The sequence below is a fragment of the Planosporangium spinosum genome, assembly GCF_049999945.1.
Lineage (GTDB): Bacteria > Actinomycetota > Actinomycetes > Mycobacteriales > Micromonosporaceae > Planosporangium > Planosporangium spinosum.
In genome coordinates this window covers 189,971-215,374 of the sequence record NZ_JBLYUB010000004.1, presented here as the reverse complement: position 1 = coordinate 215,374, position 25,404 = coordinate 189,971, and the positions used below count along the sequence as shown (strand labels likewise).

Sequence of the window (25,404 nt, the reverse complement as noted above, 5' to 3'; positions counted from 1 at the left end):
AGGGTACCGAGGTCGCCGCGCGCCCCCGGTACCCCTACTCCTCGTGATCACGGAAATGTCTCTGTGATCACGGCCAGGAGCGATCAGGAGTCCTCGCCGCGCAGGTTGGCCAGGATCTCGGCCAGCTCGTCCGGCTTGACCAGCACGTCGCGGGCCTTCGACCCCTCCGACGGGCCGACCACCCCACGCGTCTCCATGAGGTCCATCAGCCGGCCGGCCTTGGCGAAGCCGACGCGCAGCTTGCGCTGCAGCATCGAGGTCGATCCGAACTGCGACGTGACCACCAGTTCGATCGCCTGGAGCAGCAGGTCGAGGTCGTCGCCGATCTCCTCGTCGACCTTCTTCTTCTCGCTCTCCTTCGGGGCGGTCACGTCCGGACGGAACTCCGGCTCCCGCTGGTCCTTGCAGAACCTGACGACCGCGTTGATCTCTCGCTCGTCGACCCAGGCGCCCTGTACCCGGATCGGCTTGGACGCGCCCATCGGCAGGAACAGCCCGTCGCCGCGGCCGATCAGCTTCTCCGCGCCGGGCTGGTCGAGGATGACCCGCGAGTCGGCGAGGCTGGAGGTGGCGAACGACAGCCGGGACGGCACGTTCGCCTTGATCAGACCGGTGACGACGTCGACGCTCGGCCGCTGGGTCGCCAGGACCAGGTGGATGCCGGCGGCCCGGGCGAGCTGGGTGATGCGGACGATCGAATCTTCGACGTCACGGGGCGCGACCATCATCAGGTCGGCCAGCTCGTCGACGATCACGATCAGGTACGGGTACGGGCGGATGACCCGCTCACTGCCCGGCGGGGCGGTGATCTGCCCGGCCCGTACCTTCTTGTTGTAGTCGTCGATGTGGCGCACGCCGTTGGCGGCCAGGTCGTCGTAGCGCATGTCCATCTCGCGCACGACCCAGTCGAGGGCGTCGGCGGCCTTCTTCGGGTTGGTCACGATCGGCGTGACCAGGTGCGGGATCCCCTCGTACGCGGTGAGTTCCACCCGCTTCGGGTCGACCAGCAGCAGCCGCACCTCGTCCGGGGTGGCCCGGCTCAGCAGCGACACCAGCAGCGAGTTGATGCAGGACGACTTACCGGCACCGGTCGCACCCGCGATCAGCATGTGCGGCATCTTGGCCAGGTTGGCCGTGACGTACCCGCCCTCGATGTCCTTGCCCAGCCCGACCAGCAGCGGGTGGTGGTCGGAGACCGCCTCCCGGGAGCGCAGCACGTCGCCGAGGGTGACGTTCTCCCGGTCGAGGTTGGGGATCTCGATGCCGACCGCGCTCTTGCCCGGGATCGGGCTCATGATCCGCACATCGGGCGACTTCACCGCGTACGCGATGTTCTTGGTCAGCTGGGTGATCCGCTCGACCTTGACGCCGTGGCCGACCTCCACCTCGTACCGGGTGACGGTGGGGCCGCGGGTGAACCCGGTCACCGCGGCGTCCACGTTGAACTGCTCGAACACCCCCTGAAGGGACTGGATCACCTCGTCGTTGGCGCGGGTGCGTGCCTTCGGCGCGTCACCCTTGGCCAGCAGGGTGGGCGGCGGCAGCTTGTAGTCGGTGTCGGTGAGCGCGAGCTGCTCGGCCCGGGTCGGCAGCGGCGAGTGCTCCGGCGGCGGCTTGGGCCGCTTCTCCTTGGGCTTCTCGGTCCGCGACAGGGCCACGGTCTCGTACGCCGCGAGGCTGTCGCCGGTCGCCTGCCGCTCGGCCTCGTCGGCCATGGCCGCGTCCAGCGCGGCCTCGGCGAGCAACGGGTCACCGGCCGGCGCGGCGCTGCGGCGGCGGGTGGAGCGGCGCTTGAGCCCGGCGCCGTGCTCGGCGTCGGCCTCGTCGTCGCGCAGATCCTCGTCGATCATCTCGTCGGCCGGCGGGATGCCCATGGCGAGGTCGCGCATCTGCCGCAGCCGCTCGGGGATCTGGTTGACCGGCGTCGCGGTGACCACGAGGATGCCGAACAGGCTCAGCATGATCAGGAGCGGGACGGCCACCCAGGGACTCACGGCGGCGGCGATCAGGCCACCGCTGGCGCGGCCGAGCAGGCCGCCCGCCTTGTCCATCTGCGACGGCGCGGTCGGCTGGCCGAAGCCGAGGTGGAACAGGCCGGCGACGCCGAGGAAAATCGCGGTCCAGCCGACCACGACCCGACCGCGGCCGCTCTCCTCCTCTTCGGCGGGCGTACGCATCATCCGGACGCCACCGACCACCAGCAGGAACGGCAGCGTGAGCGAGACCGAACCGAAGAGGGTACGGGTGACGCCGGACAGCCACTGCCCGACCGGCCCGCCGGAGTTGCCCCAGATCGCGACGCCGAGCACCAGCGCCAGCCCGATCAGGGCCAGGCCGCCGCCGTCGCGTCGGTGCTCGGGGTCAAGTTCCCTGGCGCTGGCCGCCTGCCGGCCGATGCTGCGGGCGACCCAGCCGAACGCATGCGCCAGGCCCATCCACAGCCCGACAACCGCCCTGGCGATCAGGCCGAAGCCGGCCGGGTTCCCCCCGCGGCGGCGGGCCGCGGCCCGCCGCGGCCGGGCCGCCGCGCGGGCCTGCGTGGTGCGGCCGCGCGCCGTGGCGCCCCGGGTCGAGGCGGCGCGGCCGGTGCTCTTCGCCGCGGTGGCACGCTTGGGCGAGGCGCCGCGCGCGGAGGTGCCCGTGCGCCGGTTCGTCTGAGAGGTACGGCTCGCCACGGTGCCACCGTAGCGGCGTCGGTCCATGGACGGGGTGAGACGCGCCGGGCGTACCGACGTGAGACGCACCCCGGTCACCGGGTGTACCGGCGTGAGACGTGCCCCGGTCACCGGGTGGCGGAGCCGGCGCCCACCACCGCGCGCCCCGCCCGCCACCTGCGGTACGCCAGCAGCCAGGTGCCGGCCACGACGACCGCGACGAGCAGCCGCAGCAGCTCGGTGTAGCGCGCCGGGTACAGCACGCCCTCGATGTAGCGATCGATGAATCCCCTGGTCAGCCCGGCCTCGCCGGCTTGACGCCGGGCCCAGTCCTCGGCTGCGGTCAGCGGGCAGGGCAGCCGGAACGCGGTGACGGCGAACCCCCACGCCACCGCCGCGAGGTGCGGCCAGAACAGCCGCGGCCAGCGGATGGCCGGCAGGCCGCCGAGCACCACGTACGCCAGGTACCCGAAGTGCGTGACGAGGATCGCGGTGACCAGCAGCCGATAGGCCATGGATTCAGGGTAGGCCCCGCCACGCGTGGGCGATCGACGTCCACCGGTCGATACGGCCGCCGTCCGACTCGTCACGAGCGATCCGACGGCGCGCCCGGCTCACCGTCGGAACCGGCGCCTTCCAGCCGCTTCTTGAGGTTGCCGAGGCTGATCGGCGCCCCGGCCCGGGTCTGCCGGCGTACGAGCGGCAGGAGCGGGACGCCGATTCCGTGTCCCTCGTAGTCCAGCGCGAGAGTGATCCGGGAGCGGGTGCCGTCGCCGCACGGTTCGACGGTGACGGCCGCGTGGGGGCGGACGGGACCGTCCACGCCCCGGGCGGCCCAGCGTCGCGACGGGTCGATCTCGGTGATCTGCTGGGTCATGGTCCGCTCGGCGCGGCCGATGCGGCGGGTCGTGGTGAACCGGGCACCGACGCGGGGTGGTTGTCCATCTACCATCCGCACGCCGACCACGTCCTTCTGCCACTCGGGGAAGCGCAGGACGTCGGTGACGTACGCGAAGACGCCGGTCGGCGGGAGAGCGATCTCGATGGTGAACACGATGGGTGCCATGCGTTGTCCGTCCTCGTCACATCGGTGGGGATCCGTCCGTCATCGCTATGACGGACCGCGACGGAGGGGTTGTGACAGTGGACGACGGGGACGGGCTCGCCCGCCGGTTCGAGGCCCATCGCGAACGCCTGAGGGCGGTGGCGTACCGGATGCTCGGCTCGCTCAGCGAGGCCGACGACGCCGTTCAGGAGGCGTGGCTGCGGCTGAGCCGTACCGGCACGGACGGCGTGGAGAACCTCGGCGGGTGGCTGACCACGGTCGTCGCCCGGGTGTGCCTGGACATGCTGCGCACCCGCAGGTCCCGACGGGAGGAGCCGCTGGAGGCCGGCGCGTCGGACCCGGTACCGGACGGTGCGGGTGGCATCGACCCGGAGCGCGAGGCGCTGTTGGCCGACTCCGTCGGTCTCGCGCTGCTCGTGGTGCTCGACCGGCTGACCCCGGCCGAGCGGCTCGCGTTCGTGCTGCACGACCTGTTCGACGTACCGTTCGGTGAGATCGCCCACATCGTGGAGCGGTCCCCGGCGGCGGTGCGGCAGTTGGCCAGCCGGGCGCGCCGCCGGGTACGGGCGGTCGACCATCCGGCCGGCGACCCGGCCCGCCAGCGGGAGATCGTCACCGCCTTCCTCGCCGCCTCCCGGGACGGGGACCTCGACGCTCTCGTCGCGCTGCTGGACCCCGACGTCATGGTCCGGGCCGACGCTGCCGCCGCGCCCACCGCGACGCCCGTCGAGGTACACGGCGCGGCGGCCGTGGCGCGGCAGGCACTCACCTTCGCGCGGGGCGCCCGGTACGCACGGCCCGCCCTGGTCGACGGGGCGGCCGGCATCGTGGTGGCCCCGCAGGGCCGGCTGTCCACGGTCCTGACCTTCACGATCAGAGTTGGGAAGATCATCGGCATCGAGGTGGTCGCCGATCACGACCGGCTGCGCCGGCTCGACGTCGCCGTACTCGACGAGTAGCGCCACGCCGGGGCGTACACCTGGAAGTCGGTCCCCATCACCACGCGTCTGCGATGGTGGGCCTGCTGACCTCGGTGACGTTGGCGGCTGCCGCTAAGCGTCGGAGTCTGCCGTCCGGTCAGCGACGAACACGCCTTTGCCCTGGCGGCGAATCACGACACCGTCGAGTTCCAGCATCCACAAGGCGGTTTTGACCGGCTGTAGAGACGTTCCGTAGTGCGCGGCCAACTCCTGTTGCGTCGGGATCTGGACACCCGGCGCCCACTCGCCCGCGCTGATGCGGCGGCGCAGGTCGGCACGGATGTTCTCGTAAAGCGGTACGGCAGGCATGGCGACAAGGCTCCCTGGCCGACGCAAGGATTCGATCAAGTTCGACAAGCCCCCAGCGACGATCAAGGGGAACTATTCCTGCGCTCGCTCCGCGACGAACACCCCAACCCCCGGTACGCCGGCCAGTACACCGGTCGCCTTCAGGTAGTTGACCGCCCCACGCACCACGGTGATCGACACGCCGTGCTTCTCGCGCAACTTGGTCGCACGGGGGATCGTGTCGCCCGGTTTCAACCGGCCCGACTCGATCTCACCGCGCAAATAGTTGACCAGGTTCTGGGTCTTCGAGACGGCGGGCATCACGAAATACTCCTGGCTCCGTACCCCGGGGGTGATCACGGCTACGCGGCGGCTGTGGCTATGGCCGAAAATCCCCGGCCCGGTCGGCGACGAACACGCCTTTCCCCTGGTAACTCACGATCAGCCGGTCGACCTGTTCCAGCAGCAGGAGAGCCTGGCGGACGGGTTGGACGGAGACGCCGTAGTGGGCGGCAAGCGCCGAATGGGTCGGCAGTTTCGCGCCAGGCGCCAGCTCGCCGCTCTCGATTCGGCGGCGCAGCTCGTCACGGATGCGTTCGTACGCGGGCTCGGTCATGGTCGCGGAACTCCCTGGTCGGCACAAGGATTCGACCACGCCGCGACGTCCTGGATCAAACACGCTGCACAGGTCCGCAAACTTTGCATGCAAAGCCGTTGAACTCTGCATGCAAAGTAGTGCAGACTCCCTCGCGAGAGCGGGCCGCGGTCCTGGTCGGCAACCTCGGACTTCGCCCGCTCTCAGCCCTCCCGTCCCCGAGCACCACCCGGGGCTGAGGGAACGGTCCAGGGCTGGCGCCCACCGGCTCGCTTCCCCAGGCCTGTCAGCCCCGCCGGCTCTGGACCTCGACATCCCCGTCCCCGGCGCACCGGGAAGGTTCCGACGTGGACCAGCGCGACATCAACGGCATGCTCCGGCGGCACCGTCGCCAGTGGTGGCGACCGTGGCGGTGCCGCTGCGGACTACGCCATCCCTGCCCGCCGCGACGGCTCGCTCGCGAGGAGCAGGTCAAGCTCGACACCCGCGCCCGCATGGAGATCGTCATGCAACAACTCCGCGAACAGGCCGGCCGGGAAAGCCCTCATCCCCTACCCACGGAGACAGGACGTGCAGACCGCTGACGACGACCCCGTACCCCCGTGAGCCTCGATCGGGACGGCTTCGGGGCAGCCGTCGAACACGCCGACGACGGCCGACCGGTCCTGGTCGTGCACGAGAGCCAGACCGTCAAGGTCAGATTCCTCGGTACCGGCGACCACGACGCGACGCTGGCCGGGCTGCGCCGGCTCGTCGACGGGATCTGGCGGTACCAGCAGGCCGTGGCGGCCCTGCGGTACGAAGAGCGCCGCGCGGCGGATGACGGTCGCCGTCGGGGGACGCCGTGACGATCCGATCCGATGGGACCGCGAGCCACCGCGCCGGGCGGACCCGCGCGGCCCGGTGCATACTCCCGGTGGGGAGGTGAGTACCTGTGGCGACGTCCGGACGGCACCCCGCGTGGCCACGACCACCGTTCACCGTGGACACTCTGTTCACGTTGCCCGACAACGGGCTGCGTTACGAGGTCCTAGAAGGTGAGCTGGTCGTGTCGCCCGCCGCGCAGCCACGGCACAACCTGGCCGCCGACCGCCTGCGTACGCTCGTCGCGGCCGCTCTGCCTCCCGAGGTCGAGGTGATCCGCAACAGCGCGGTCCGGCTGCCCAACGGCGACGGCACCACCCCCGACCTGCTGGTCACCACGGCCGACCCGGACGAGGTGCCGCGGGGCGTCCCGGCGGCGCTGGTACACACCGTCGTCGAGGTGGTGTCACCGCCGTCGGTGACGACCGGCCGGGTCACGAAGAACTGGCTGTACCCGGCCGCCGGCATCCCCTGCTACTGGCGGGTCGAACTGCAGCCGTGGTGGGAGCACCTGTGCCCGGTCCCGGCGATCGTGGTGCGGATGCTCGGCGAGGACGGCAACTGGCGTACCACCCTGTACCCGGCCGGCCAACCCGCGTCGCTGCCGCTGATGGTCGGCCGCCGGGAGCTGCTGACCGTCGAGCTGGACCCGGCGTGCCTGGTCGGGCGGCGTACGGCCGACCAACGCACGGATCTTGGACACCTGGCGGTGCGATAGGCCCGCCAGGTGTCCAAGATCCGCAAATACCGGCGTTACACCTCGACGACCGTCGGTACGATCATCGGCCGGCGCCGGTACTTCTCGTTGACCCAGCGCCCGACGGTCCGGCGGACGATCTGCTGGAGCTGGTGCGGGTCGCTGATGCCGTCCTGAGCGGCCCGGTCGAGCGCCTCGGTCACCAGCGGCAGGACCGCCTCGAAGACCGCCGGGTCCTCGGAGAAGCCCTTCGCCGACACCGTCGGGCCGCCGACGACCTTGCCGTTGACCGAGTCGACCACCACGGTCGTCGCGATGAAGCCGCCATCGCCGAGGATGCGCCGCTCGGTCAGCAGCGACTCGCCGACGTCCCCGACCGCGAGGCCGTCGACGTAGACGTACCGCGACTTGATGTGCCCGGCGAGGCGCACCTTGCCGTTGACGAGGTCGACCACGTCGCCGTCCTCGCACAGCACCACCCGGTCGGCGGGTACGCCGGACTCGATCGCCAGCCGGGCGTGCGCCCGCAGGTGGCGCCACTCGCCGTGTACCGGCATGAAGTTGCGCGGCTTGATCGTGTTGAGCAGGATCAACAGCTCACCGGCGGCGGAGTGGCCGGAGACGTGCACCTTCGCGACGTCCTTGTGGATGACGGTCGCGCCGGCCCGGGACAACTGGTTGATCACCCGGTACACGGCGGTCTCGTTGCCAGGCACGAGTGAGGACGCCAGCACGATGGTGTCGCCGGACTCGATGGTGATGTGCCGGTGGTCGCCGGTGGCCATCCGGCCGAGGGCGCTCATCGGCTCGCCCTGCGAACCGGTGGACATGAACACGATCTCGCCGTGCGGGAGGGTGGTGGCCTCGTCCAGCCCGACGACGAGGCCGGGCTCGATGCGCAGCAGGCCCAGGTCGCGGGCGATGCCCATGTTGCGGACCATGGACCGGCCGATCAGGGCGACCTTGCGTCCGTGCGCCGCGGCGGCGTCGAAGACCTGCTGCACCCGGTGGACGTGCGAGGCGAACGACGCCACGATGATGCGGCCCCGGGCCTGGTCGAAGATCCGGTCGATCACCGGGCCGATCTCCCGCTCCGGCGTGACGAAACCGGGAACCTCGGCGTTGGTCGAGTCCGACAGCAGCAGGTCGACGCCCTCGGCGCCGAGCCGGGAGAAGCCGGGCAGGTCGGTCAGCCGGCCGTCCAGCGGCAACTGGTCCATCTTGAAGTCGCCGGTGTGCAGGACGGTGCCGGCCGGTGTCGTGATCGCAACCGCGAGCGCGTCCGGGATGGAGTGGTTGACCGCGAAGAACTCGCACTCGAACGGGCCCAGCCGCTCTGTCTGCCCCTCGCGTACCGTCATCGAGTACGGCTGGATGCGCCGCTCCGCGAGCTTCGCCTCGACCAGCGCCAGCGTGAACTGGGAGCCGACCAGCGGGATGTCCTTCTTGTGCGCCAGCAGGTACGGCACGGCACCGATGTGGTCCTCGTGGCCGTGGGTGAGCACGATCGCCTGGACGTCGTCGAGCCGGTCGAGGATCGACGAGTAGTCCGGCAGGATCAGGTCGACGCCGGGCTGGTCGACGTCGGGGAAGAGCACCCCGCAGTCGACGATCAGCAGCTTGCCGTCGTACTCGAACAGGGTCATGTTGCGGCCGATCGCACCGAGGCCGCCGAGTGGCGTGACGCGTAGCGCCCCCTTTGCCAGCGGCGGTGGCGGAGCCAGGTCGCGGTGTGCCTCGGTCACTCGGTTACTCCCAGATGATGTGTCGTCGACGCGTGCGACTCGATGACCGCCGCGCGGGTGGCGTCGCCGAGCGTCAGGCCGGCCGCGGCGCAGTCCTCGCGCAGCCGGGCGATCTCGGCGGGGCTGGCCTCGCACAGCGGCGGGCGGACCGGACCGGCCGGCAGGCCCTGGAGCATGAGCGCCGCCTTGGTGAGGATGACCCCCTGGGTACGGAAGAAGCCCTCGAAGACCGGCAGCAGCGCATGGTGGAGTTCGAGGGCCCGCGTGACGTCGCCCGACTCGTACGCGGAGATCATCTCCTTGGTACGGCTGCCGAACAGGTGGCTCGGCACGCCGACCACCCCGACCGCACCCACCGACAGCAGCGGCAGCGTCAGCTTGTCGTCACCGGAGTACACGGCCAGGTCGGTGCGCCTGGTCACCCAGGCGGCCTCGGTGAGGTCGCCCTTGGCGTCCTTGACGGCGACGATGCGCTCGTGCTCGGCCAGCCGGACCATCGTCTCGGTCTCGATCGGCGTGCCGGTGCGGCCCGGGATGTCGTACACCATCATCGGCAGGCCGCACTGGTCGGCGACGGTCCGGAAGTGGTAGAGCACGCCACTCTGCGGCGGCCTGTTGTAGTACGGCGTGACCACGAGGGTGGCGTGCGCGCCGGCCTTCTCGGCGGCGCGGGCCAGCTCCACGGTGTGGCGGGTGTCGGCCGTGCCGACCCCGGCGATGACGTGCGCCCGGTCGCCGACGGCTTCCAGGACGGTCCGCAGCACGGCGTCCTTCTCGGCGTCCGTGGTCGTGGCCGACTCCCCCGTCGTGCCGTTCACCACGATGCCGTCGTTGGCCTGCTCGTCGACAAGGTAGGTGGCCAACCGGGCGGCACCGTCGAGGTCGAGCGAGCCGTCGGCGTGGAACGGCGTCACCATGGCGGTGACGAGACGGCCGAAGGGGCGGCGCGGGTCCGGAGCACTGCGGGTCATAGCACACAACCTAGCGTGCCGTCGTAGCCGTTGATCTCTGCCCTCGAAGTCCTCACGACCGATCACGCCTCCCACGCGTACGGGCTCGCCGCGATCTGCGTACCGTCGGCGAGCGTGGAGATGGCGAAGTCACCGAACGCGTTCGGCGCCACGCGCTGCAGCTCACGCAGGCACGCCACCGCCACCTGGCGCATCTCCACATCGGCGTGCTCGGTGGCCCGGGCGGCTACGAAGTGCCGCCAGGCCCGGTAGTTGCCGGTGACCACGATGCGGGTCTCCATGGCGCCGGGGAGCAGCGCTCGCGCCGCCTGTCGGGCCTGCTTGCGCCGCAGAACCGCACCCGTCCCGTCGGCGAGCTTTCGCTCCAACCCCTCCAGGATCTCATGGTAGGCGCGGACGCTCGCCTCCGCCGCTTCCACGAACGCCTTGTGCAGCTCCGGGTCGTCGGCGACGGCCTCCGGTTCCACGATTCCGGCCTCCGGCTCGGCCAGGTAGCGCGGCGACAGCTCCGAGTACGACAGGTGCCGGTGCCGCACGAGCTGATGGGTGAGAGCCCGGGAGACCCCGGTGAGGTAGAACGTGGCGACGGCGTGCTCAAGTACCGACAGGTGGCCGACCTCGATGAGGTGCCGCAGGTAGCCGGCGTTCGTCGCGGTCGCCGGTACGGGCTTGGACCAGGACTGGTAGCAGGACCGGCCGGCGAACTCGACGAGCGCCTGTCCACCCTCGGCGTCGGTGGCCCATGGCACGTCGTCGGGCGGTTCGAAGTGGGTCCACCCGACCATTCGCACCTGCGGCGACACGACCTCGGCCACGACTGCCTCCTTCTCGGGCGGACAGAACCAGGCTAGTCGCTCGGCCTGTGGCCTGATCGGTCGACCTGTGAGCTGGGCACTCGGCCCCCGAGGCGGACATGACGCCGCCCTGGCGCTTGACTGACGTCATATTTGACGTCATAGTGAAGTCATGGATCTGAGCCCGTATCTCGAAGCGCTCCGCCGCGACCTCGCCGCAGCCGCCGCCCCCGGCGGTCCCGACGTCACCCGCGCCGCCGACCTGCTGGCCGGGTCGCTGGAGGCGTCCGCCCGGCTGTGCCTGCTGGAAGCGCTGTCCGATGCCACCGCCGAGATCACCACGCGGCTGGACTCGGCGAGCGTCGAGGTGCGGCTCCGCGGCCGGGAAGCCGACCTCGTGGTCACCGAGACGCCACAGGTCGCCACCCCCGCTCCGGCACCCCCGCCGGCCACCGACCCGGCTGATCTGGCGCGAGTCACCCTCCGGCTACCCGAGCAGCTCAAGGGACAGGTCGAGCGTGCCGCCGCCGCCGAGGGCGTATCGGTCAACGCCTGGCTGGTCCGCGCGATCGGGACCGCCCTGCACACCGGCCCGGTCAGCGCCGGGCCCACCCGGCCGCACCGCGGCCGCCGCATCACCGGTTTCGCCCAGTCCTGAAGCCCCCTCCAAGGAGACCATCATGTACGAGTTCGACTGCCCCGAGCCGGTCACCCTCTCGCTGCGCATCGCCGGCGGAGCCGCCGAGATCGTCGCCGAGGACCGCCGGACCGCGACCGTGGAGGTCGCCCCCTACGACGGCAGCGACGCCGCCCGCGACGCGGCCGCCCGGACCCGCGTGGACCTGCGCGACGGCACCCTCGTCGTGGAGGCTCCGGAGTGGACCGGCTGGCTGTTCCGGCGCGGCCCCCGGGTCCGGGTCACCGTACGGCTGCCGCAGGACGGCGTCCTCGCCGTCAAGGTGGCCTCCGCCGACGTCCGGGCGTCCGGTCGCTACCGCTCCGCGAGCCTGGCCACCGCCTCCGGCGACCTCGCCCTCGACCACGTCACCGGTGACGCGTCGGTCCACGCGGCCAGCGGCGACCTGCAGGTCGGGCGGGTCGACGGCGACCTCAAGCTCAACAGCGCCTCGGGCGACATCACCGTCGGGTACGTCGGCGGCGACGCCACCGCCCACTCCGCCAGCGGCGACATCAGCCTCGACCACGCGGGCGGGTCGGTGCGCGCCACGACGGCCTCCGGCGACCTCCGGATCGGCACCGCGACGACCGGCACGGTACGGGTGAACTCCGCCTCCGGCGACGTCACCATCGGGGTCGCCACCGGGATCGGGGTGTGGCTCGACCTCAGCTCGGTGTCCGGTGGAACCCGCACCGACCTCGCGATGCCGGGCGACCAGGACGAGCAGGCGACCCCGTCCCTCACGCTCCAGGTGCGCACCGTCAGCGGCGACATCGACGTGCACCGCGCGTCGCTGCCCGCCGCCGCGTGAGTCACACCGGGGCGCGGAGGCCGGTCCGCGCCCCGGTGTGGCCAGGCGTCGGGCCGGACGATGAGGCCGAGCCCGGTGATCAGACGTAGAACCAGGTGAACGGCGCCCAGGGCAGGTTCCGCAGCACCGAGAAGCCGAACCAGACGGCCAGGAACACCGACAGGGTCAGCGGCGACAGCCGGAAGGTGGGCAGCACGTCCCGCTTGGCGATCAGCTTGGCCGTCCACGCGACGTACATGTACAGCAGGAACGGCACCGCGAACACGAACAGCGCGTGGTTGCGGGCGGCCTGCGGCAGGTTGCCGTGGATCAGGTACCAGAACGCGCGGGTGCCGCCGCAGCCGGGACAGTCGAACCCGGTGGTGAGCTTGAGCAGGCAGGTCGGTGCCGAGAAGGCGTCCGAACTCGTGGGATCGGTGGCCAGGACGTAGCCGACCGCGCCACCGAAGCAGACGGCGATGGCTGCCGGGCCGGCCCAGACGGGCGTCCGGTCGGCGAACCGCATGACAAACCGGGTAAACCGACCTGGCGCGGGCACCGCGTACGCCGGTGGCGCCGGGTAGGCGGCCGCGGGTTCGCTCGTCAGGCTCATCACTGCCTCGTCGAGGTCGAAGGGGTCGGGTGCACCGTGGAGATCTTCTTTACGGTACACCGGCCGCCTCGGGCGCCGGTGCGGCCGAGGCGTCCAGCCCGACCGGTCCGGCCGGCCCGGCCGGCGCCGGGGCGCACAGCGCCGCCCGCAGCGGTACCGCGAAGTCCCCGCCGTCCGGTGGCGCGACCGCGTCCAGCTCCAGCCACCCGGCCAGCCGCCGCAGCTCGGCGGCCAGCGCCTCGGCCACGTCGCCCGGTGCCGGGTGGCCGCGCCCGGCCCGGCCCGCCGGCGCCGGCTCGACCCAGGCGGCGGGCACCCGCAGCACCCCCGCCTGCCGGTCGGCCTTGAGGTCGACCCGCGCCACGAGGCGGTCACCGAGCAGGAACGGCAGCACGTAGTAGCCGTGCACGCGCTGGGCGGCCGGCACGTAGATCTCGATGCGGTAGCGGAAGCCGAACAGCCGCTCGGTGCGTGAACGCTCCCACACCACCGGGTCGAACGGGCTGACCAGGGTCGCCGCGTCGATCCGGCGCGGCAGCCGGGCATCGGGGTGCAGGTAGGCCGGCTGTGGCCAGCCCTCGACCGCCACCGGCAGCAGCTCCCCCGCCTCGACCAGGTCGGCCACGGCGGCGCGGGTGGGCTCGGCCCCCAGCCGGAAGTAGTCGCGCAGGTCCTTCTCCGCCGCCACGCCCAGGGCCCGCGCGGCCACCCGGACCAGCTCGCGGTGCGCGTCGGCCGGCGTCGGGGTCGGCGTCTCCAGCACCGCCCGGGGCAGCACCCGCTCCGGCACGTCGTAGACCCGGGCGAAGGCGCCGTTGCGCCGGGCGGCCAGGACCTCGCCGCGCCAGAACAACCACTCCAGGGCGGTCTTCACGTCCGTCCAGTTCCAGCCCCAGTGCTCGCGGCGGACCGGGACGTCGTCCTCTATCTCGGCCGCCGTCAGCGGCCCCTTGGCCCGCACCTCGTCGAGCACCCAGCGGACCAGGTCGGGCCGCTCACGGTTGATCCGCGCGACGCTGCCCCACTCGTGACCACCCGCCATCCGCCACCGCAGCGCCGGCTGCAACGACACCGGCAGCAACGACGCCTCGTGCCCCCAGTACTCGAACAGCTCGCGCGGCGCCCGGTAGGCGGCGCGGTCGAGCAGCTCGCGCGGGTAGGGCCCGAGCCTGCTGTAGAGCGGCATGTAGTGCGCCCGCATCAGGACGTTGACCGAGTCCATCTGCAGCAGCCCGACCCGGCGCACCACCCGGCGCAGGTGCCGCAGGTCGACCGCCCCGCCCGGCCGCCGATCGGCGAAGCCCTGCGCCGCCAGTGCGATCCGGCGGGCCTGTGCTGGTGAGAGTGATTCGACGACCATCAGCGGCGAGGGTAGCCGCCGGGTCCGACGAAAACCCGTCGACCGGTGCGACAACCGCTGATACAACGGCGTCCATGGATGTGGTGAGGGTCCGGCCGGCCACGGTGGACGACGCCGACGCGATCGGGGCCGTGCACGTCCGGTCCTGGCAGGCCGGCTATCGCGGGCTGATGCCCGAGGCCGTCCTAGCCGGACTCGACCCGGCCGACCGGGCGGCCCGCTGGCGCGAGTTGCTGGCCCGACCGCAGCCCGGCGCGGTCGTGTTCGTCGCCGTGCGCGACGCGGCGGTGCTCGGATTCGCGTCGGCCGGCACCTACCGGGACGGCACCGCCCGCCCCGACTCCCCCGACGCGGGCGAGGTTTACGCGATCTACGTCGACCCGCCGCACTGGGGTGGCGGCGTCGGGCGAGCGCTGATGGACGCCGCGGTCGGCCACCTCACGGGTACCGGCCGGCGCCCGGTACGGCTGTGGGCGCTCGACGGCAACGACCGGGCGCGCCGGTTCTACGAGCGGTACGGGTTCGTCGCCGACGGCGCGGCCGGATCACATCCGGTCGACGGCGGGGTCGAGGTCCCCACGATCCGGTTCACCGTCGATCCCGCCTGATCACGCGGACGGCGCCGGCCGTACGCTGTCCCACCGTGGCACTCGGGTACGTCCGGCCGGCGCGCCCAGACGAAGCCGGCGACATCGCGCGCATTCAGCTCACCACCTGGCGGGTGGCGTACCGCCGGCTCATCCCCCGGCAGGTACTCGACGACCTGGACCCTGAGTGGCTCACCGCGCGGTGGCGGGAGGCGATCACCGCCCCGCCGTCGCCACGGCACCGGGTACTGATCGCCTTCGAGCAGGCCGACAGCGGTGACCGGCCGGCCGAACTGGTCGGCTTCCTGGCCACCGGGCCGGCCGACGAGGCCGCGCTGGCGCCCGACGAGGAGCCGCTGCCCGCCGACGTCGCGGCGGTCACCGACCTGCTCGTCGAGCCCCGGTGGGGACGGCGGGGCCACGGCAGCCGGCTGCTCTCGGCCGGCGTCGACCTGTGGCGCGCCGACGGCTTCCGCACCGCCGTGGCCTGGGCGTACGAGCGTGACCCGGCCACCCGGAACTTCCTCGGCTCGGCCGGCTGGGAGCCCGACGGCGCGCGCCGCGCCCTCGACGTGGACGACCTGCTGGTACCGCAGCTACGGCTGCACGTCGACCTGACGGCCGACCCGGCGGCCGTACCGCCCGCCGACGCGGCCGGGCAACCGGGCTGACGGGCGCCGGCCGGTCAGCCGCGCGTCGCGCGGTCGGTTTCCGCGGTCAGCCGAGCGTCGCGCGTGCGACGGCGCCGACGTCGGTCCCCGCCCGGGTGACCATGGTGCCGTCGGGTGCCCAGATGCCCGAACAGCCGGCGGCCCGGTCGAAGCCGCCACCGGTCGACCCGGCGAAGCTGGCCACCGCCACCCAGACGCCGTGGTCGGTCGCGACCCTCCGGGCGCGCTCCTCGATGACGGCCACCTCGTCGGCGCGGTGCAGCACGCCGGCGACGTAGGCATCCATGCCGAGGGCGGCGGTGTCGGCCGCGTGCTGCGGGACGCCGGTGTCCCGGCAGATGGCCAGGCCGAGGCGCCAACCGTCGACGTCGATGACGACCGGCTTGCCGCCCGGCGAGAACCGGTCGAACTCGTCCCCGTGCAGGTACCGCTTGCGGTAGGCCACGGTGGCGCCGGTGCCGTCGACGGCCATCGTCGCGATGGACGCGCGGCCGTCGGCGTCCCGCACGGGGGCGCCCACCAGCGCCAGCGAACCCGTGTCGACGCAGGCTTCGACGAGGGGCGCCAGCGCCGCGTCCCCGGTGCCGACCGCCGGGGCGTCCAGTTCGTACCCGGTCAGGGAGAGCTCGGGGAAGACCACCACCCGGGCACCCGCCGCCCGGACCGTCGCCGCGTGCGCCGCGACGTTGACCGCGACGTCGGACGACCGGCACGGGGGCTGGGTGGCCGCGATGACCAGGGGCGCGCGGCCACCCGCCGGCGCGCGGCGGTCGGACCCAGCCACCTAGTCGAGCAGCGGGCCGAGGCCGACGGTCAGGCCGGGACGCTGGACCACCTGGCGAACGGCCAGCAGGACGCCGGGCATGAACGACTTGCGGTCGAACGAGTCGTGGCGGATCGTCAGCGTCTCACCCTCGGTGCCCAGCAGCACCTCCTGGTGGGCGACCAGGCCGGTGGCGCGCAGCGAGTGCACCCGCACGCCCTCCACCAGGGTGCCGCGGGCACCCGCCATCTCCTCCTTGGTGGCGTCGGGCATGGGCGGCATGCCGGCCCGTGCCGCCGCGATCATCTCCGCGGTGCGGACCGCCGTGCCGCTCGGCGCGTCGATCTTCTTCGGGTGGTGCATCTCGACGATCTCCACCGACTCGAAGTGCCGCGCCGCGCGGGCGGCGAAGTCCATCATCAGCACCGCGCCGATGGCGAAGTTCGGCGCGACGACGACGCCGAGGTCCGGCTTGTGGGCGAGCCACGAGCGCACCCGCTCCAGCCGGGACTCGGAGAAGCCCGAGGTACCCACGACGACGTTGATGTTCTGGTCGATGCACCAGTGCAGGTTGTCCATCACGACGTCGGGCGTGGTGAAGTCGACCACCACGTCGGCGCCGGCGTCGGAGACGTTGAACAGCCAGTCACCGTCGTCGACCATCGCCACGAGTTCCATATCGTCGGCGGCGTCGACCGCCTTGCACACCTCGGTGCCCATCCGGCCCCGGGCGCCGAGTACACCTACCCTGATGGGCTCACGCTCGTCGTCCACGATGCCAACCTAATGCACGGCGCTGTCGGGGGCCTATTCGACGACGCCGGAGAAGTCGTGATCGTCGAACGGGCCGATCACCGCCAGCGACGCTGGATTGACCAGTACCTCTGCGGCCACCGCCCGGACATCGTCCGGGGTCACCGCGTCGATGCGGGCCAGCAGGTCGTCCACCGAGAGCATCTCCCGGTAGAGCAGCTCCCCCTTGCCCAGCCGGCTCATCCGCGAACCGGTGTCCTCCAGGCCCAGCACCAGGGCGCCCTTCAGCATCCCCTTGCCGCGGGCGACCTCGGCGTCCGTGACGCCCTCGGCGGCCACCCGCGCCAGTTCGTCCCGGGTCAGCGCCAGCACCTCGTCGACCTTGCCCGGCGCGCAGCCGGCGTAGACGGCGAACAGACCGGAGTCGGCGTACTGCGACGTGTACGAGTAGACCGAGTACGCCAGGCCCCGGCGCTCCCGGATCTGCTGGAACAGCCGGCTCGACATGCCGCCGCCGAGCACGTTGTTGAGCGCGCCCAGCGCGAACCGCCGGTCGTCGTTGCGGGTCAGGCCGGCGCAGCCGAGGACGACGTGCGCCTGCTCGGTGTCCTTGTTCTCCACCTTCACCTGCCGCGCGGCGACCGGCACGATGCCGTCGCAGCGCCGCTGGGGCGCCGGCTCGCCGATGCCGTCGAAGTACCGGCTGCGCCCGAAGGCGGCCGCGACCCGGTCGACGACCTCGGCGTGGTCGAGGTTGCCGGCGGCGGTGACCACGACCGTCGGCGCGCCATAGCGGCCGCGGTAGAACGCCATGATCTGGTCACGGGTCAGCGCGGCGATCGACTGAGGAGTCCCGGAGATCCGCCGGCCCAGCGGGTGGTCGCCGTACACGGCGTCGGAGAACAGGTCGTGCACCTCGTCGCCGGGCTCGTCGTCGACCATCGCGATCTCTTCGAGGATGACGCCCCGCTCGGTCTCGACGTCGGCCTCGGCGAGCACCGAGTCCGCGACCAGGTCGCAGATGACGTCGATGGCCAGCGGCAGGTCCGCGTCGAGCACCCGCGCGTAGTAGCAGGTGTACTCCTTCGCCGTGAACGCGTTGGTCTCGCCACCGACCGCCTCGATCTCGGCGGAGATGTCGAGCGCGCTGCGCCGGCGGGTGCCCTTGAACAGCAGGTGCTCGAGGAAGTGGGACGCGCCGGACAGTTCCGGGGTCTCGTCCCGGGAGCCGATCGACACCCAGATGCCGAACGAGACGCTACGGGTGCCGGGGATCGCCTCGGTGAGTACGCGCAGACCGCTGGGCAGCACGGTACGACGTACCGTGCCGCCCAGCGCGTCCGCCACAGGCGTGTGCGCCATGCCGGCGTGGATCAGCTGTGCCGCTGGCGCCGACGGCGCGGCTCGCCGCCGCCCTCGCCGCCGCCCTCGCCATCACTCTCGCCCGCGGCGCTGTCGCGCTGCGGACGGTCGCCCCGCTCGCGGCCCGGGCCGCGCTCGGCGCGCTCACCGCGGTCGCGCGGCCCCCGGTCGCCCCGGTCCCGGCCGGCGGGACGCTCGCCGCCCTCGGCGGCGGCCGGCGCCTCCTCACCCTCCGGACGCACCTTGTCCAGGTAGATCTTGCCGCGCTGGTCGATGTCGGCGATCTGGACCTCGACCTTGTCGCCGACGTTGAGGAAGTCCTCGACCTTCTCGACCCGCTTGCCGTTGCCCACCTTGGAGATGTGCAGCAGGCCGTCGCGGCCGGGCAGCAGCGACACGAACGCACCGAACGGAGCGGTCTTCACGACCGTACCGAGGAAGCGGTCGCCCACCTTGGGCAGCGTCGGGTTGGCGATGGCGTTGATCCGCTCGACCGCGGCCTCGGCCGATGGGCCGTTGGTCGCGCCGACGTAGATCGTGCCGTCGTCCTCGATGGTGATGTCGGCACCGGTCTCGTCCTGGATCGCGTTGATCATCTGACCCTTCGGGCCGATGACCGCGCCGATCTTGTCGACCGGGATCTTCACCGTGGTGACCCGCGGCGCGTACTCCGACATGCCGGCCGGCGCGGCGATCGCGTCGTCCATCACGTCGAGGATCGTCTGCCGGGCGTCGTGGGCCTGCTGGAGCGCGCCCGCCAGGACGTCCGACGGGATGCCGTTGAGCTTGGTGTCCAGCTGCAGCGCGGTGACGAACTCCCGGGTACCGGCGACCTTGAAGTCCATGTCGCCGTACGCGTCCTCGGCACCGAGGATGTCGGTGAGGGTCACGTACGTGGTCTTACCGTCGACCTCGTCCGAGATCAGACCCATCGCGACGCCGCCGACCTGCGCCTTCAACGGCACACCGGCGGACAGCAGCGACATCGACGACGCGCAGACCGAACCCATCGAGGTGGAGCCGTTGGAGCCGAGCGCCTCGGAGACCTGGCGAATCGCGTACGGGAACTCCTCCCGCGACGGGAGCACCGGGATGAGGGCCCGCTCGGCGAGCGCGCCGTGGCCGATCTCGCGCCGCTTGGGCGAGCCGACCCGGCCGGTCTCACCGGTCGAGTACGGCGGGAAGTTGTAGTTGTGCATGTAGCGCTTGCTCTTGGCCGGGGAGAGCGTGTCGAGCGCCTGCTCCATGCGCAGCATGTTGAGCGTGGTCACGCCCAGGATCTGGGTCTCGCCGCGCTCGAAGATGGCCGAGCCGTGCACCCGCGGCAGGACGCCGATCTCGGCGGTCAGCGCGCGGATGTCGCGCGGGCCGCGGCCGTCGATGCGCACCTGGTCGCGCAGCACCCGGCTGCGGACCTCCTGCTTGATCAGTGAGCGCAGCGCGGGGCCGATCTCCTTCTCACGCCCCTCGAAGCGGGGGGCGACGGCCTCGAACGCCTTCTCCTTGATCCGGTCGAGCGCGTCCTCCCGCTCCGCCTTGCCGGCGATGCGCAGCGCCTCGGCGACGTCGGACCGCACGGCCTCGGCGACCGCGTCGAAGACGTCGTCGGAGTACTCCAGGAAGACCGGGAACTCCACGGTCGGCTTGGCGGCCACCGCGGCCAGCTCGTCCTGGGCCCGGCACAGCTCGCGGATGGCGGGCTTGGCCGCCTCCAGGCCGCCGGCGACGACCTCCTCGGTCGGCGCCGGAGCACCGCCCGCGACCAGGGCGACGGTGTTCTCGGTCGCCTCGGCCTCGACCATCATGATCGCGACATCGCCGTCGGGCAGCATGCGCCCGGCGACGACCATGTCGAAGGTGGCCCGCTCCAGCTCCTCGTGGGTCGGGAACGCCACCCACTGGCCGTCGACGTGGGCGATCCGGGTCGCCCCGATCGGGCCGCTGAACGGCAGGCCGGACAGCTTCGTCGACAGCGACGCGGCGTTGATCGCCACCACGTCGTACGGGTGGGACGGGTCGAGCGCGAGGATCGTCTCGACCACCTGGACCTCGTTGCGCAGGCCCTTGACGAAGCTCGGGCGCAGCGGGCGGTCGATCAGGCGGCAGGTGAGGATCGCGTCCTCGCTGGGACGCCCCTCGCGGCGGAAGAACGAGCCGGGGATGCGGCCCGCGGCGTACATCCGCTCCTCGACGTCGACCGTCAGAGGGAAGAAGTCGAACTGCTCCTTGGGCTGCTTGCTGGCGGTGGTGGCAGAGAGCACCACGGTGTCGCCGAGCTGAGCGGTCGCGGAGCCGGCGGCCTGGCGGGCGAGTCGTCCGGTCGAGAAAACGATCTCGCGGGTACCGAAGCTGCCGTTGTCGATGACGGCCCGGCTACTCTGAGTGCCGAGGTTGCTACCGTCAGTCATGGTGAGTTTTCACTCCTCACGGGTCGTGGTACACCCGCTAGGGAGCTGGTCCGCGGCCGGTCTTCGATCGAAGCTCTCGGGTGGTGGAGCTGATCCCCCGGAAGCCACTACCGAGGACCGGTGCGCCGACGGGTCCCTGCGGCTTTCGTACCAGTGTGACATTACAAGTCGGGGGAGCGACCGGTAATCACCTCGGTTCGCTCCCCCTGACGACCTGTTACCGGCGCAGACCGAGCCGCTCGATCAGCGAACGGTACCGCTGGATTTCGGTCTTCTGCAGGTAGTTGAGCAGCCGACGGCGCCGGCCGACCAGCAGCAGCAGGCCGCGCCGGCTGTGGTGGTCGTGCTTGTGCGTCTTCAGGTGCTCGGTCAGGTCCTGGATGCGCTTGGTGAGCATCGCGACCTGGACCTCGGGCGAACCGGTGTCACCCTCCGAGGTCGCGTACTCCTTCATGATCTGCTGCTTCACAGCGGCTTCGAGCGCCATGATCTCCCTAACGGTTGAGCGGTAGGCGGTCCGCACCCGCGGCGTCGTGCAGGCACGCGGACCCACGCCAGTCGCCTGGCGTTCCACTAGCGTAACAAACCCAACCGCGACCGGCTCACGACGGGCGCCGATGCGGTACCGGCACCCGAGCCGGGGGACGGATCAGCCACCCGGGGGCGCCCGGAGCGCCACAGCGGCCAGCCCACGGCGACCGCGAACACGACCGCGCAGAGGTGCCCCACGGAGGCGACCTGGAGGGTCGGCAGGCCGAGGAACGCGTTCGGGGCGAACAGCCCGAAGCACACCACGGCCGGCAGCCGCTGCGCACCCAGGCCGTACAGCGCGCCGGCGACGAGGGCACACGCCACGACGTACGACGGGCCGACGTCGACGATGGACCGGTCACCGACCGGCGCCTGGCCGCCCGCGATCCGGTACGCCAGGATCCCCTGGCTGATCAGCGTGCCACCGACGTGCGCACCCGCGATCAGCGCCGCGGTCCGCCAGTTGCCCAGGGCCCAGTTGGTGACACCGAGGCCGACCGCCGCCGTCAGCGCCCAGCCCACCAGGCCACCGTCGCTGAACAGGCCGGAGACGACGAGCGACCGCAGCGGATGGTCGCCCAGGTTTTCCAGGTTGGTACTGGTCCACGCCAGCCAGGCGCGGCGACCGTCGGCCGGCAGGCCACGGAAGAGCAGCGTCGTGGCGATGAGGGCGACGACGTACCCGATGGCGACCCCGGCGCGGGCCGGCAGTTGACGAATCAGCCGGTCCGGCGCCGGCCTCATCCGCGCAGGACCTCCCGGGTCTGCGCCACGTCCTCGCCGATCTGCGCCACCAGCGGCTCGATCGCGGAGTAGGTGCGCTGCTCGCGCAGGTGCGCGACGAAGTCGAGCGCCAGCCGCTCGCCGTAGAGGTCGCCGTCGAAATCCAGCACGTACGCCTCGACCCGGCGCTCCTGGCCGGAGAAGGTCGGGTTGGTGCCGATCGAGACCGACGCGGGCAGCCGCTCGCCGCGGCCCCGCACCAGCCAGGCGGCGTAGACGCCGTCGGCCGGGATCGCCGCGTGCGGGCCGGTGAGCAGGTTGGCCGTCGGGAAGCCCAGTTCACGGCCGCGCCGGTCACCCCGGACCACGACCCCCTCCACCCGGTGCGGGCGGCCCAGCGCCCGCGCCGCGGCGGTCACGTCACCGGCGTCGACGCAGGCGCGGATGTACGTGGACGAGAACACCGTGGCGTCGTCGGTGAGCAGCGGCGCCGCCTCGACGCCGAAGCCGAAGGTACGGCCGAGCCGCCGCAGCAGCGCGATGTCGCCGGCCGCCCGGTGGCCGAACCGGAAGTTCTCCCCCACCACGACCAGCGCGGCGTGCAGGTGCTCGACCAGCACGTCGTGCACGAACTCCTCCGCCGGCAGGCGGGAGAAGTCCGGCGTGAACGGCTGCACGCAGAGCACGTCGACACCGAGCTCCTCGATCAGCTCCGCCTTGCGGGCCGGCTCGGTCAGCACAGCCGGGTGCGACCCCGGCCGTACCACCTCGGAGGGGTGCGGGTCGAACGTCACCACCACCGACTGCACGCCCAGCTCACCGGCCCGCTTCACGGCGTGCCCGATGATCTCCTGGTGCCCGCGGTGCACCCCGTCGAAGACCCCGATCGTGACGACCGCGCGACCCCAACCGCCGGGGGCCGCGTCATATCCCCTCCACCGCTGCATGTGCCAAAGACTATCCGGCCGGAGCGGGGACGATATGCGCCGACGCCTATCCGGCCGGTGCGAGGACGATTTCGGCTTTCGCCCGGCCGCCGCGCTCCACCACGACCGCGATCACCTCACCGTCGGGGCCGAAAACCGCGTAGGGGCCGGCCATCCCGATCGCGTCCAGCGGTCCGCCGTGCCCGAGCACGCGCGCCTCGGCGGCGTCGGCGTCGCGGCGCGGGAAGAACCGCGCGGCCGCCACCGACATCGGCAGGGTGACCGGGTCGTCCCGCTCGGCCAACGCCTCCAGCGTCTGCGCCTCGGCGAGGGTGAACGCGCCGACCGCGGTACGGCGCAGCGCCGTCAGGTGCCCGCCGACCCCGAGGGCCGCGCCGAGGTCGCGGGCGATCGCCCGGATGTAGGTACCCGACGAGCACTCCACGTCGATGTCGAGGTCCAGCCGGTCGCCGTCGGCCGGGCGCAGGTCGCCGAGGACCAGCCGGGACACCGTCACCGTGCGGGCGGCGAGCTCCACCTCCTCGCCGGCGCGTACCCGCTGGTACGCCCGCTGGCCGTTGATCTTGATAGCGCTGACCGCGCTGGGTACCTGCTGGATCTCGCCGGTCAGGTTCGCCAGCTCCGCCCGCACCCGGTCCTCGGTGACCCCGGCGGCGCTGGCACGCGCGGTGACCTCACCCTCGGCGTCGTCGGTGACGGTGGACTCGCCCAGCCGGATGGTGGCGCTGTAGCGCTTGGTGCTGCCGATGACGTACGTGAGCAGCCGGGTGGCCCGCTCCACGCCGATCACCAGCACCCCGGTCGCCATGGGGTCGAGTGTGCCGCCGTGGCCCACCCGACGGGTGTGCGCCAGGCGCCGCACCCGCGCGACCACGTCGTGGGAGGTCATGCCGCCCGGCTTGTCGACGACGACGAGGCCGCCCGGCCCCGGTGGTTGCTTGCTCACGGGGATCCAGCCTTCCAGATCGTCGGCGCGCCCCGCCGACCACCGCCCACCCGGTCGCCGGTGCCGCCCCTCCGACCGTCAGCGCCCCACGCCCACGACCGCCCACCGGCCGGACCGCATCCGGGCCAGCAGCGCCACGAGACGGATGACGATGAACAGGGTCAGGCCGGCCCACACCCCGCCCAGTCCCAGACCCAGGCCGTACGCCAGCCAGATGGCCGGCAGGAAGCCGCCCAGGGTCGCCACGACCGTGAGGTTGCGCATGTAGCGCACGTCTCCGGCACCGATGAGCACCCCGTCGAGCGCGAACACCACGCCGGCCAGCGGCAGCATGCCGACGAACCACGGCCAGGCCCGCATCGCCTGCAGGTACACCTGCGGATCGGTCGAGAACAGCTTCGGCAGCGGCCCGGCTCCGCCACCGATCACGATCGCGAACGCGGTACCCGAGGCGAGGCCGATCACCACGATGCGCCGGGCCAGGCTCCTGGCCTCGCCCGCCTCGCCTGCGCCGAGATGGGCTCCGACCAGCGACTGCGCCGCGATCGCGACCGCGTCGAGGACGAGGGCGGTGAAGAACCACAGCTGCAGCGCGATCTGGTGGGCGGCCAGGGCGGCGGACCCGAACCGGGCGGCGACCGCCGCGGCGGAGATGAAGCAGGCCTGGAACGCCGCTCCCCGCAGCAGCAGGTCCCGGCCGAGGACGAGCTGCCGGCGCAGTACCGCGGGCCGCGGGCGCACCGACACCCGCTCGGTGACCAGGGCGCGGACGAACAGCGCGCCGGAGACCGTCTGGGCGGCGACGTTCGCGACGGCGGATCCGGTCAACCCCAGGCCGGCGCTGTACACGAGCACCGGGCACGCGACCGCGGACAGCAGGTTGGCGCCGAGCACGTAGTACATCGGCCGCCGGGTGTCCTGCACGCCGCGCAGCCAGCCGTTGCCGGCCGTGGCGAGCAGCAGGCCGGGCGCGCCGAGCGACGCGATGCGCAACCACCGCGCGGCAGCCGCGGCCACCTCGGGACTGTCCCCGGCGAGGAGGCTGGTGAGCGGGCCGGCGAGCACCTGCGTCAGGACGATGATGACCACACCGGCGGTGAGGGCCAGCCACGAGGCCTGTACCCCTTCAGCGACCGCGCCGGCCCGGTCCCCCGCGCCGTAGCGGCGGGCGGACCGCCCGGTGGTGCCGTACGCGAGGACGGTGCCCAGCCAGGCGGCGACGGTCATGACGTTGCCGCCGATGGCCAGCGCGGCCAGCTGGGTGTAGCCCAGGTGCCCGACGACCGCCGTGTCGACGAGGACGTACAGCGGTTCGGCGGCGAGGACGACGAGCGCCGGCAGCGCGAGCGCGGCCACCCTGCGAAGGTCGGGCACGGTACCGGCGGGAGAGCTCATCGCCCCGGATACTGGCACGGTTCAGGTAAGGCTGGCAAGCCGACCTGCTACTTACAATCCGGGACGCGGGAGCCGACCGCCGGACGGGCGACCGGACGCATGGCCCGCGCGGTCGGCGAGGACGGACACCCGGTGCGCCCGGCTGGACGTGCCGGGCTCGGCGCACCGGGGGGTGATGACGCCGCGGTCACCGACACACCGCGGCGTCACCACGACGGCTGG

General features: G+C 72.3%; 26 protein-coding genes and 1 pseudogene. 7 read left to right on the top strand and 20 right to left on the bottom strand.

All coding sequences use genetic code 11. From position 1 onward, the window contains the following. Positions 1-83: 83 nt before the first annotated feature. The 3 genes from ACNTMW_RS07710 to ACNTMW_RS07700 form a co-directional block, all read right to left on the bottom strand. Complete coding sequence (locus ACNTMW_RS07710; protein WP_426632712.1) at positions 84-2,675, bottom strand: FtsK/SpoIIIE family DNA translocase; 2,592 nt, start codon at positions 2,673-2,675, stop codon at positions 84-86. Between the two features lie 107 nt (positions 2,676-2,782). Continuing rightward, the gene (locus ACNTMW_RS07705; RefSeq protein WP_426632711.1) at positions 2,783-3,169 is read right to left on the bottom strand and encodes a DUF2784 domain-containing protein; all 387 of its coding nucleotides are present in this window, start codon (positions 3,167-3,169) and stop codon (positions 2,783-2,785) included. A gap of 71 nt (positions 3,170-3,240) precedes the next feature. Further along, positions 3,241-3,720 carry an SRPBCC family protein gene (locus ACNTMW_RS07700; protein ID WP_426632710.1) on the bottom strand — a complete coding sequence of 160 codons (480 nt, stop codon included), beginning with the start codon at positions 3,718-3,720 and terminating at the stop codon, positions 3,241-3,243. A gap of 77 nt (positions 3,721-3,797) precedes the next feature. On the opposite strand from ACNTMW_RS07700, the gene ACNTMW_RS07695 reads away from it, so the two are divergent. Then, on the top strand, positions 3,798-4,679 hold the full coding sequence (locus ACNTMW_RS07695; protein WP_426632857.1) for a sigma-70 family RNA polymerase sigma factor: 882 nt from the start codon (positions 3,798-3,800) through the stop codon (positions 4,677-4,679). A gap of 93 nt (positions 4,680-4,772) precedes the next feature. Here ACNTMW_RS07695 and ACNTMW_RS07690 read toward each other — a convergent pair whose 3' ends face one another. The 3 genes from ACNTMW_RS07690 to ACNTMW_RS07680 form a co-directional block, all read right to left on the bottom strand. Then, positions 4,773-5,009: a GntR family transcriptional regulator gene (locus ACNTMW_RS07690; protein WP_426632709.1), complete on the bottom strand. Its 237-nt coding sequence runs from the start codon at positions 5,007-5,009 to the stop codon at positions 4,773-4,775. Between the two features lie 72 nt (positions 5,010-5,081). Next, entirely contained in the window at positions 5,082-5,309 is a 228-nt protein-coding gene (locus ACNTMW_RS07685) for a winged helix-turn-helix domain-containing protein (RefSeq protein ID WP_426632708.1), read from the bottom strand. Between the two features lie 58 nt (positions 5,310-5,367). Then, a complete protein-coding gene (locus ACNTMW_RS07680; RefSeq protein ID WP_426632707.1) occupies positions 5,368-5,604 on the bottom strand; it encodes a winged helix-turn-helix domain-containing protein in 237 nt (78 codons plus the stop codon). A 581-nt stretch (positions 5,605-6,185) separates the two neighbouring features. Between ACNTMW_RS07680 and ACNTMW_RS07675 the strand changes: the two genes are divergently transcribed. Both ACNTMW_RS07675 and ACNTMW_RS07670 read left to right on the top strand, forming a co-directional pair. Beyond that, positions 6,186-6,431, top strand: a complete 246-nt coding sequence (locus ACNTMW_RS07675) for a hypothetical protein (protein ID WP_426632706.1) — start codon at positions 6,186-6,188, stop codon at positions 6,429-6,431. A gap of 134 nt (positions 6,432-6,565) precedes the next feature. Beyond that, the gene (locus tag ACNTMW_RS07670) at positions 6,566-7,165 is read left to right on the top strand and encodes a Uma2 family endonuclease (RefSeq protein ID WP_426632705.1); all 600 of its coding nucleotides are present in this window, start codon (positions 6,566-6,568) and stop codon (positions 7,163-7,165) included. 35 nt (positions 7,166-7,200) lie between these two features. On the opposite strand, the gene ACNTMW_RS07665 is transcribed toward ACNTMW_RS07670, so the two are convergent. The 3 genes and pseudogenes from ACNTMW_RS07665 to thyX form a co-directional block, all read right to left on the bottom strand. Next, complete coding sequence (locus ACNTMW_RS07665) at positions 7,201-8,889, bottom strand: ribonuclease J (RefSeq protein ID WP_426632704.1); 1,689 nt, start codon at positions 8,887-8,889, stop codon at positions 7,201-7,203. 68 nt (positions 8,890-8,957) lie between these two features. Further along, positions 8,958-9,860: pseudogene (gene dapA, locus ACNTMW_RS07660) on the bottom strand (4-hydroxy-tetrahydrodipicolinate synthase); the annotation flags it as partial. Positions 9,861-9,922: 62 nt separating this feature from the next. Further along, positions 9,923-10,645, bottom strand: a complete 723-nt coding sequence (thyX, locus tag ACNTMW_RS07655) for an FAD-dependent thymidylate synthase (RefSeq protein ID WP_426632856.1) — start codon at positions 10,643-10,645, stop codon at positions 9,923-9,925. A 181-nt stretch (positions 10,646-10,826) separates the two neighbouring features. On the opposite strand from thyX, the gene ACNTMW_RS07650 reads away from it, so the two are divergent. Together ACNTMW_RS07650 and ACNTMW_RS07645 are read left to right on the top strand one after the other, a co-directional pair. After that, positions 10,827-11,312 carry a toxin-antitoxin system HicB family antitoxin gene (locus tag ACNTMW_RS07650; RefSeq protein WP_426632703.1) on the top strand — a complete coding sequence of 162 codons (486 nt, stop codon included), beginning with the start codon at positions 10,827-10,829 and terminating at the stop codon, positions 11,310-11,312. 22 nt (positions 11,313-11,334) lie between these two features. Beyond that, complete coding sequence (locus tag ACNTMW_RS07645; protein WP_426632702.1) at positions 11,335-12,144, top strand: DUF4097 family beta strand repeat-containing protein; 810 nt, start codon at positions 11,335-11,337, stop codon at positions 12,142-12,144. Between the two features lie 79 nt (positions 12,145-12,223). Here the strand turns inward: ACNTMW_RS07645 and ACNTMW_RS07640 are convergent, their stop codons facing one another. After that, positions 12,224-12,736, bottom strand: a complete 513-nt coding sequence (locus ACNTMW_RS07640) for a DUF2752 domain-containing protein (RefSeq protein ID WP_426632701.1) — start codon at positions 12,734-12,736, stop codon at positions 12,224-12,226. A 49-nt stretch (positions 12,737-12,785) separates the two neighbouring features. Then, entirely contained in the window at positions 12,786-14,099 is a 1,314-nt protein-coding gene (locus tag ACNTMW_RS07635; protein ID WP_426632855.1) for a winged helix-turn-helix domain-containing protein, read from the bottom strand. Between the two features lie 71 nt (positions 14,100-14,170). Here ACNTMW_RS07635 and ACNTMW_RS07630 point away from each other — a divergent pair, with 71 nt between their 5' ends. After that, a complete protein-coding gene (locus tag ACNTMW_RS07630) occupies positions 14,171-14,704 on the top strand; it encodes a GNAT family N-acetyltransferase (RefSeq protein WP_426632700.1) in 534 nt (177 codons plus the stop codon). Between the two features lie 35 nt (positions 14,705-14,739). After that, positions 14,740-15,354, top strand: a complete 615-nt coding sequence (locus ACNTMW_RS07625; protein ID WP_426632699.1) for a GNAT family N-acetyltransferase — start codon at positions 14,740-14,742, stop codon at positions 15,352-15,354. Between the two features lie 46 nt (positions 15,355-15,400). On the opposite strand, the gene ACNTMW_RS07620 is transcribed toward ACNTMW_RS07625, so the two are convergent. The 9 genes from ACNTMW_RS07620 to ACNTMW_RS07580 form a co-directional block, all read right to left on the bottom strand. Then, entirely contained in the window at positions 15,401-16,138 is a 738-nt protein-coding gene (locus ACNTMW_RS07620; protein WP_426632698.1) for a carbon-nitrogen hydrolase family protein, read from the bottom strand. Continuing rightward, a complete protein-coding gene (gene dapB / locus ACNTMW_RS07615; RefSeq protein WP_426632697.1) occupies positions 16,139-16,891 on the bottom strand; it encodes a 4-hydroxy-tetrahydrodipicolinate reductase in 753 nt (250 codons plus the stop codon). It lies immediately after the preceding gene. Positions 16,892-16,924: 33 nt separating this feature from the next. Continuing rightward, on the bottom strand, positions 16,925-18,232 hold the full coding sequence (locus ACNTMW_RS07610; protein ID WP_426632696.1) for a M16 family metallopeptidase: 1,308 nt from the start codon (positions 18,230-18,232) through the stop codon (positions 16,925-16,927). Between the two features lie 11 nt (positions 18,233-18,243). After that, on the bottom strand, positions 18,244-20,640 hold the full coding sequence (locus ACNTMW_RS07605; protein ID WP_426632695.1) for a polyribonucleotide nucleotidyltransferase: 2,397 nt from the start codon (positions 20,638-20,640) through the stop codon (positions 18,244-18,246). Positions 20,641-20,857: 217 nt separating this feature from the next. Further along, positions 20,858-21,127 carry a 30S ribosomal protein S15 gene (gene rpsO / locus ACNTMW_RS07600; protein WP_426632694.1) on the bottom strand — a complete coding sequence of 90 codons (270 nt, stop codon included), beginning with the start codon at positions 21,125-21,127 and terminating at the stop codon, positions 20,858-20,860. Between the two features lie 86 nt (positions 21,128-21,213). Then, the gene (locus tag ACNTMW_RS07595) at positions 21,214-21,915 is read right to left on the bottom strand and encodes a rhomboid-like protein (RefSeq protein ID WP_426632693.1); all 702 of its coding nucleotides are present in this window, start codon (positions 21,913-21,915) and stop codon (positions 21,214-21,216) included. Next, positions 21,912-22,841, bottom strand: coding sequence for a bifunctional riboflavin kinase/FAD synthetase (locus ACNTMW_RS07590; protein WP_426632692.1), 930 nt, complete (start codon positions 22,839-22,841; stop codon positions 21,912-21,914). Before ACNTMW_RS07590 ends, ACNTMW_RS07595 begins: the two co-directional genes overlap by 4 nt. Positions 22,842-22,887: 46 nt before the next feature. Beyond that, entirely contained in the window at positions 22,888-23,730 is an 843-nt protein-coding gene (truB, locus tag ACNTMW_RS07585; RefSeq protein ID WP_426632854.1) for a tRNA pseudouridine(55) synthase TruB, read from the bottom strand. A 135-nt stretch (positions 23,731-23,865) separates the two neighbouring features. Beyond that, on the bottom strand, positions 23,866-25,182 hold the full coding sequence (locus ACNTMW_RS07580) for an MATE family efflux transporter (RefSeq protein WP_426632691.1): 1,317 nt from the start codon (positions 25,180-25,182) through the stop codon (positions 23,866-23,868). Positions 25,183-25,404: the final 222 nt, after the last annotated feature.

Coding starts and splice junctions, on each gene's coding strand:
- ACNTMW_RS07705 (WP_426632711.1), bottom strand. CDS start 3,169: ATGGCCTATCGGCTGCTGGTCACCGCGATCCTCGTCACGCACTTCGGG.
- ACNTMW_RS07700 (WP_426632710.1), bottom strand. CDS start 3,720: ATGGCACCCATCGTGTTCACCATCGAGATCGCTCTCCCGCCGACCGGC.
- ACNTMW_RS07690 (WP_426632709.1), bottom strand. CDS start 5,009: ATGCCTGCCGTACCGCTTTACGAGAACATCCGTGCCGACCTGCGCCGC.
- ACNTMW_RS07685 (WP_426632708.1), bottom strand. CDS start 5,309: ATGCCCGCCGTCTCGAAGACCCAGAACCTGGTCAACTATTTGCGCGGT.
- ACNTMW_RS07680 (WP_426632707.1), bottom strand. CDS start 5,604: ATGACCGAGCCCGCGTACGAACGCATCCGTGACGAGCTGCGCCGCCGA.
- thyX (WP_426632856.1), bottom strand. CDS start 10,645: ATGGTCGGGTGGACCCACTTCGAACCGCCCGACGACGTGCCATGGGCC.
- ACNTMW_RS07650 (WP_426632703.1), top strand. CDS start 10,827: ATGGATCTGAGCCCGTATCTCGAAGCGCTCCGCCGCGACCTCGCCGCA.
- ACNTMW_RS07645 (WP_426632702.1), top strand. CDS start 11,335: ATGTACGAGTTCGACTGCCCCGAGCCGGTCACCCTCTCGCTGCGCATC.
- ACNTMW_RS07640 (WP_426632701.1), bottom strand. CDS start 12,736: ATGAGCCTGACGAGCGAACCCGCGGCCGCCTACCCGGCGCCACCGGCG.
- ACNTMW_RS07630 (WP_426632700.1), top strand. CDS start 14,171: ATGGATGTGGTGAGGGTCCGGCCGGCCACGGTGGACGACGCCGACGCG.
- ACNTMW_RS07610 (WP_426632696.1), bottom strand. CDS start 18,232: ATGGCGCACACGCCTGTGGCGGACGCGCTGGGCGGCACGGTACGTCGT.
- ACNTMW_RS07605 (WP_426632695.1), bottom strand. CDS start 20,640: ATGACTGACGGTAGCAACCTCGGCACTCAGAGTAGCCGGGCCGTCATC.
- rpsO (WP_426632694.1), bottom strand. CDS start 21,127: ATGGCGCTCGAAGCCGCTGTGAAGCAGCAGATCATGAAGGAGTACGCG.
- ACNTMW_RS07595 (WP_426632693.1), bottom strand. CDS start 21,915: ATGAGGCCGGCGCCGGACCGGCTGATTCGTCAACTGCCGGCCCGCGCC.
- ACNTMW_RS07590 (WP_426632692.1), bottom strand. CDS start 22,841: ATGCAGCGGTGGAGGGGATATGACGCGGCCCCCGGCGGTTGGGGTCGC.
- truB (WP_426632854.1), bottom strand. CDS start 23,730: ATGACCTCCCACGACGTGGTCGCGCGGGTGCGGCGCCTGGCGCACACC.
- ACNTMW_RS07580 (WP_426632691.1), bottom strand. CDS start 25,182: ATGAGCTCTCCCGCCGGTACCGTGCCCGACCTTCGCAGGGTGGCCGCG.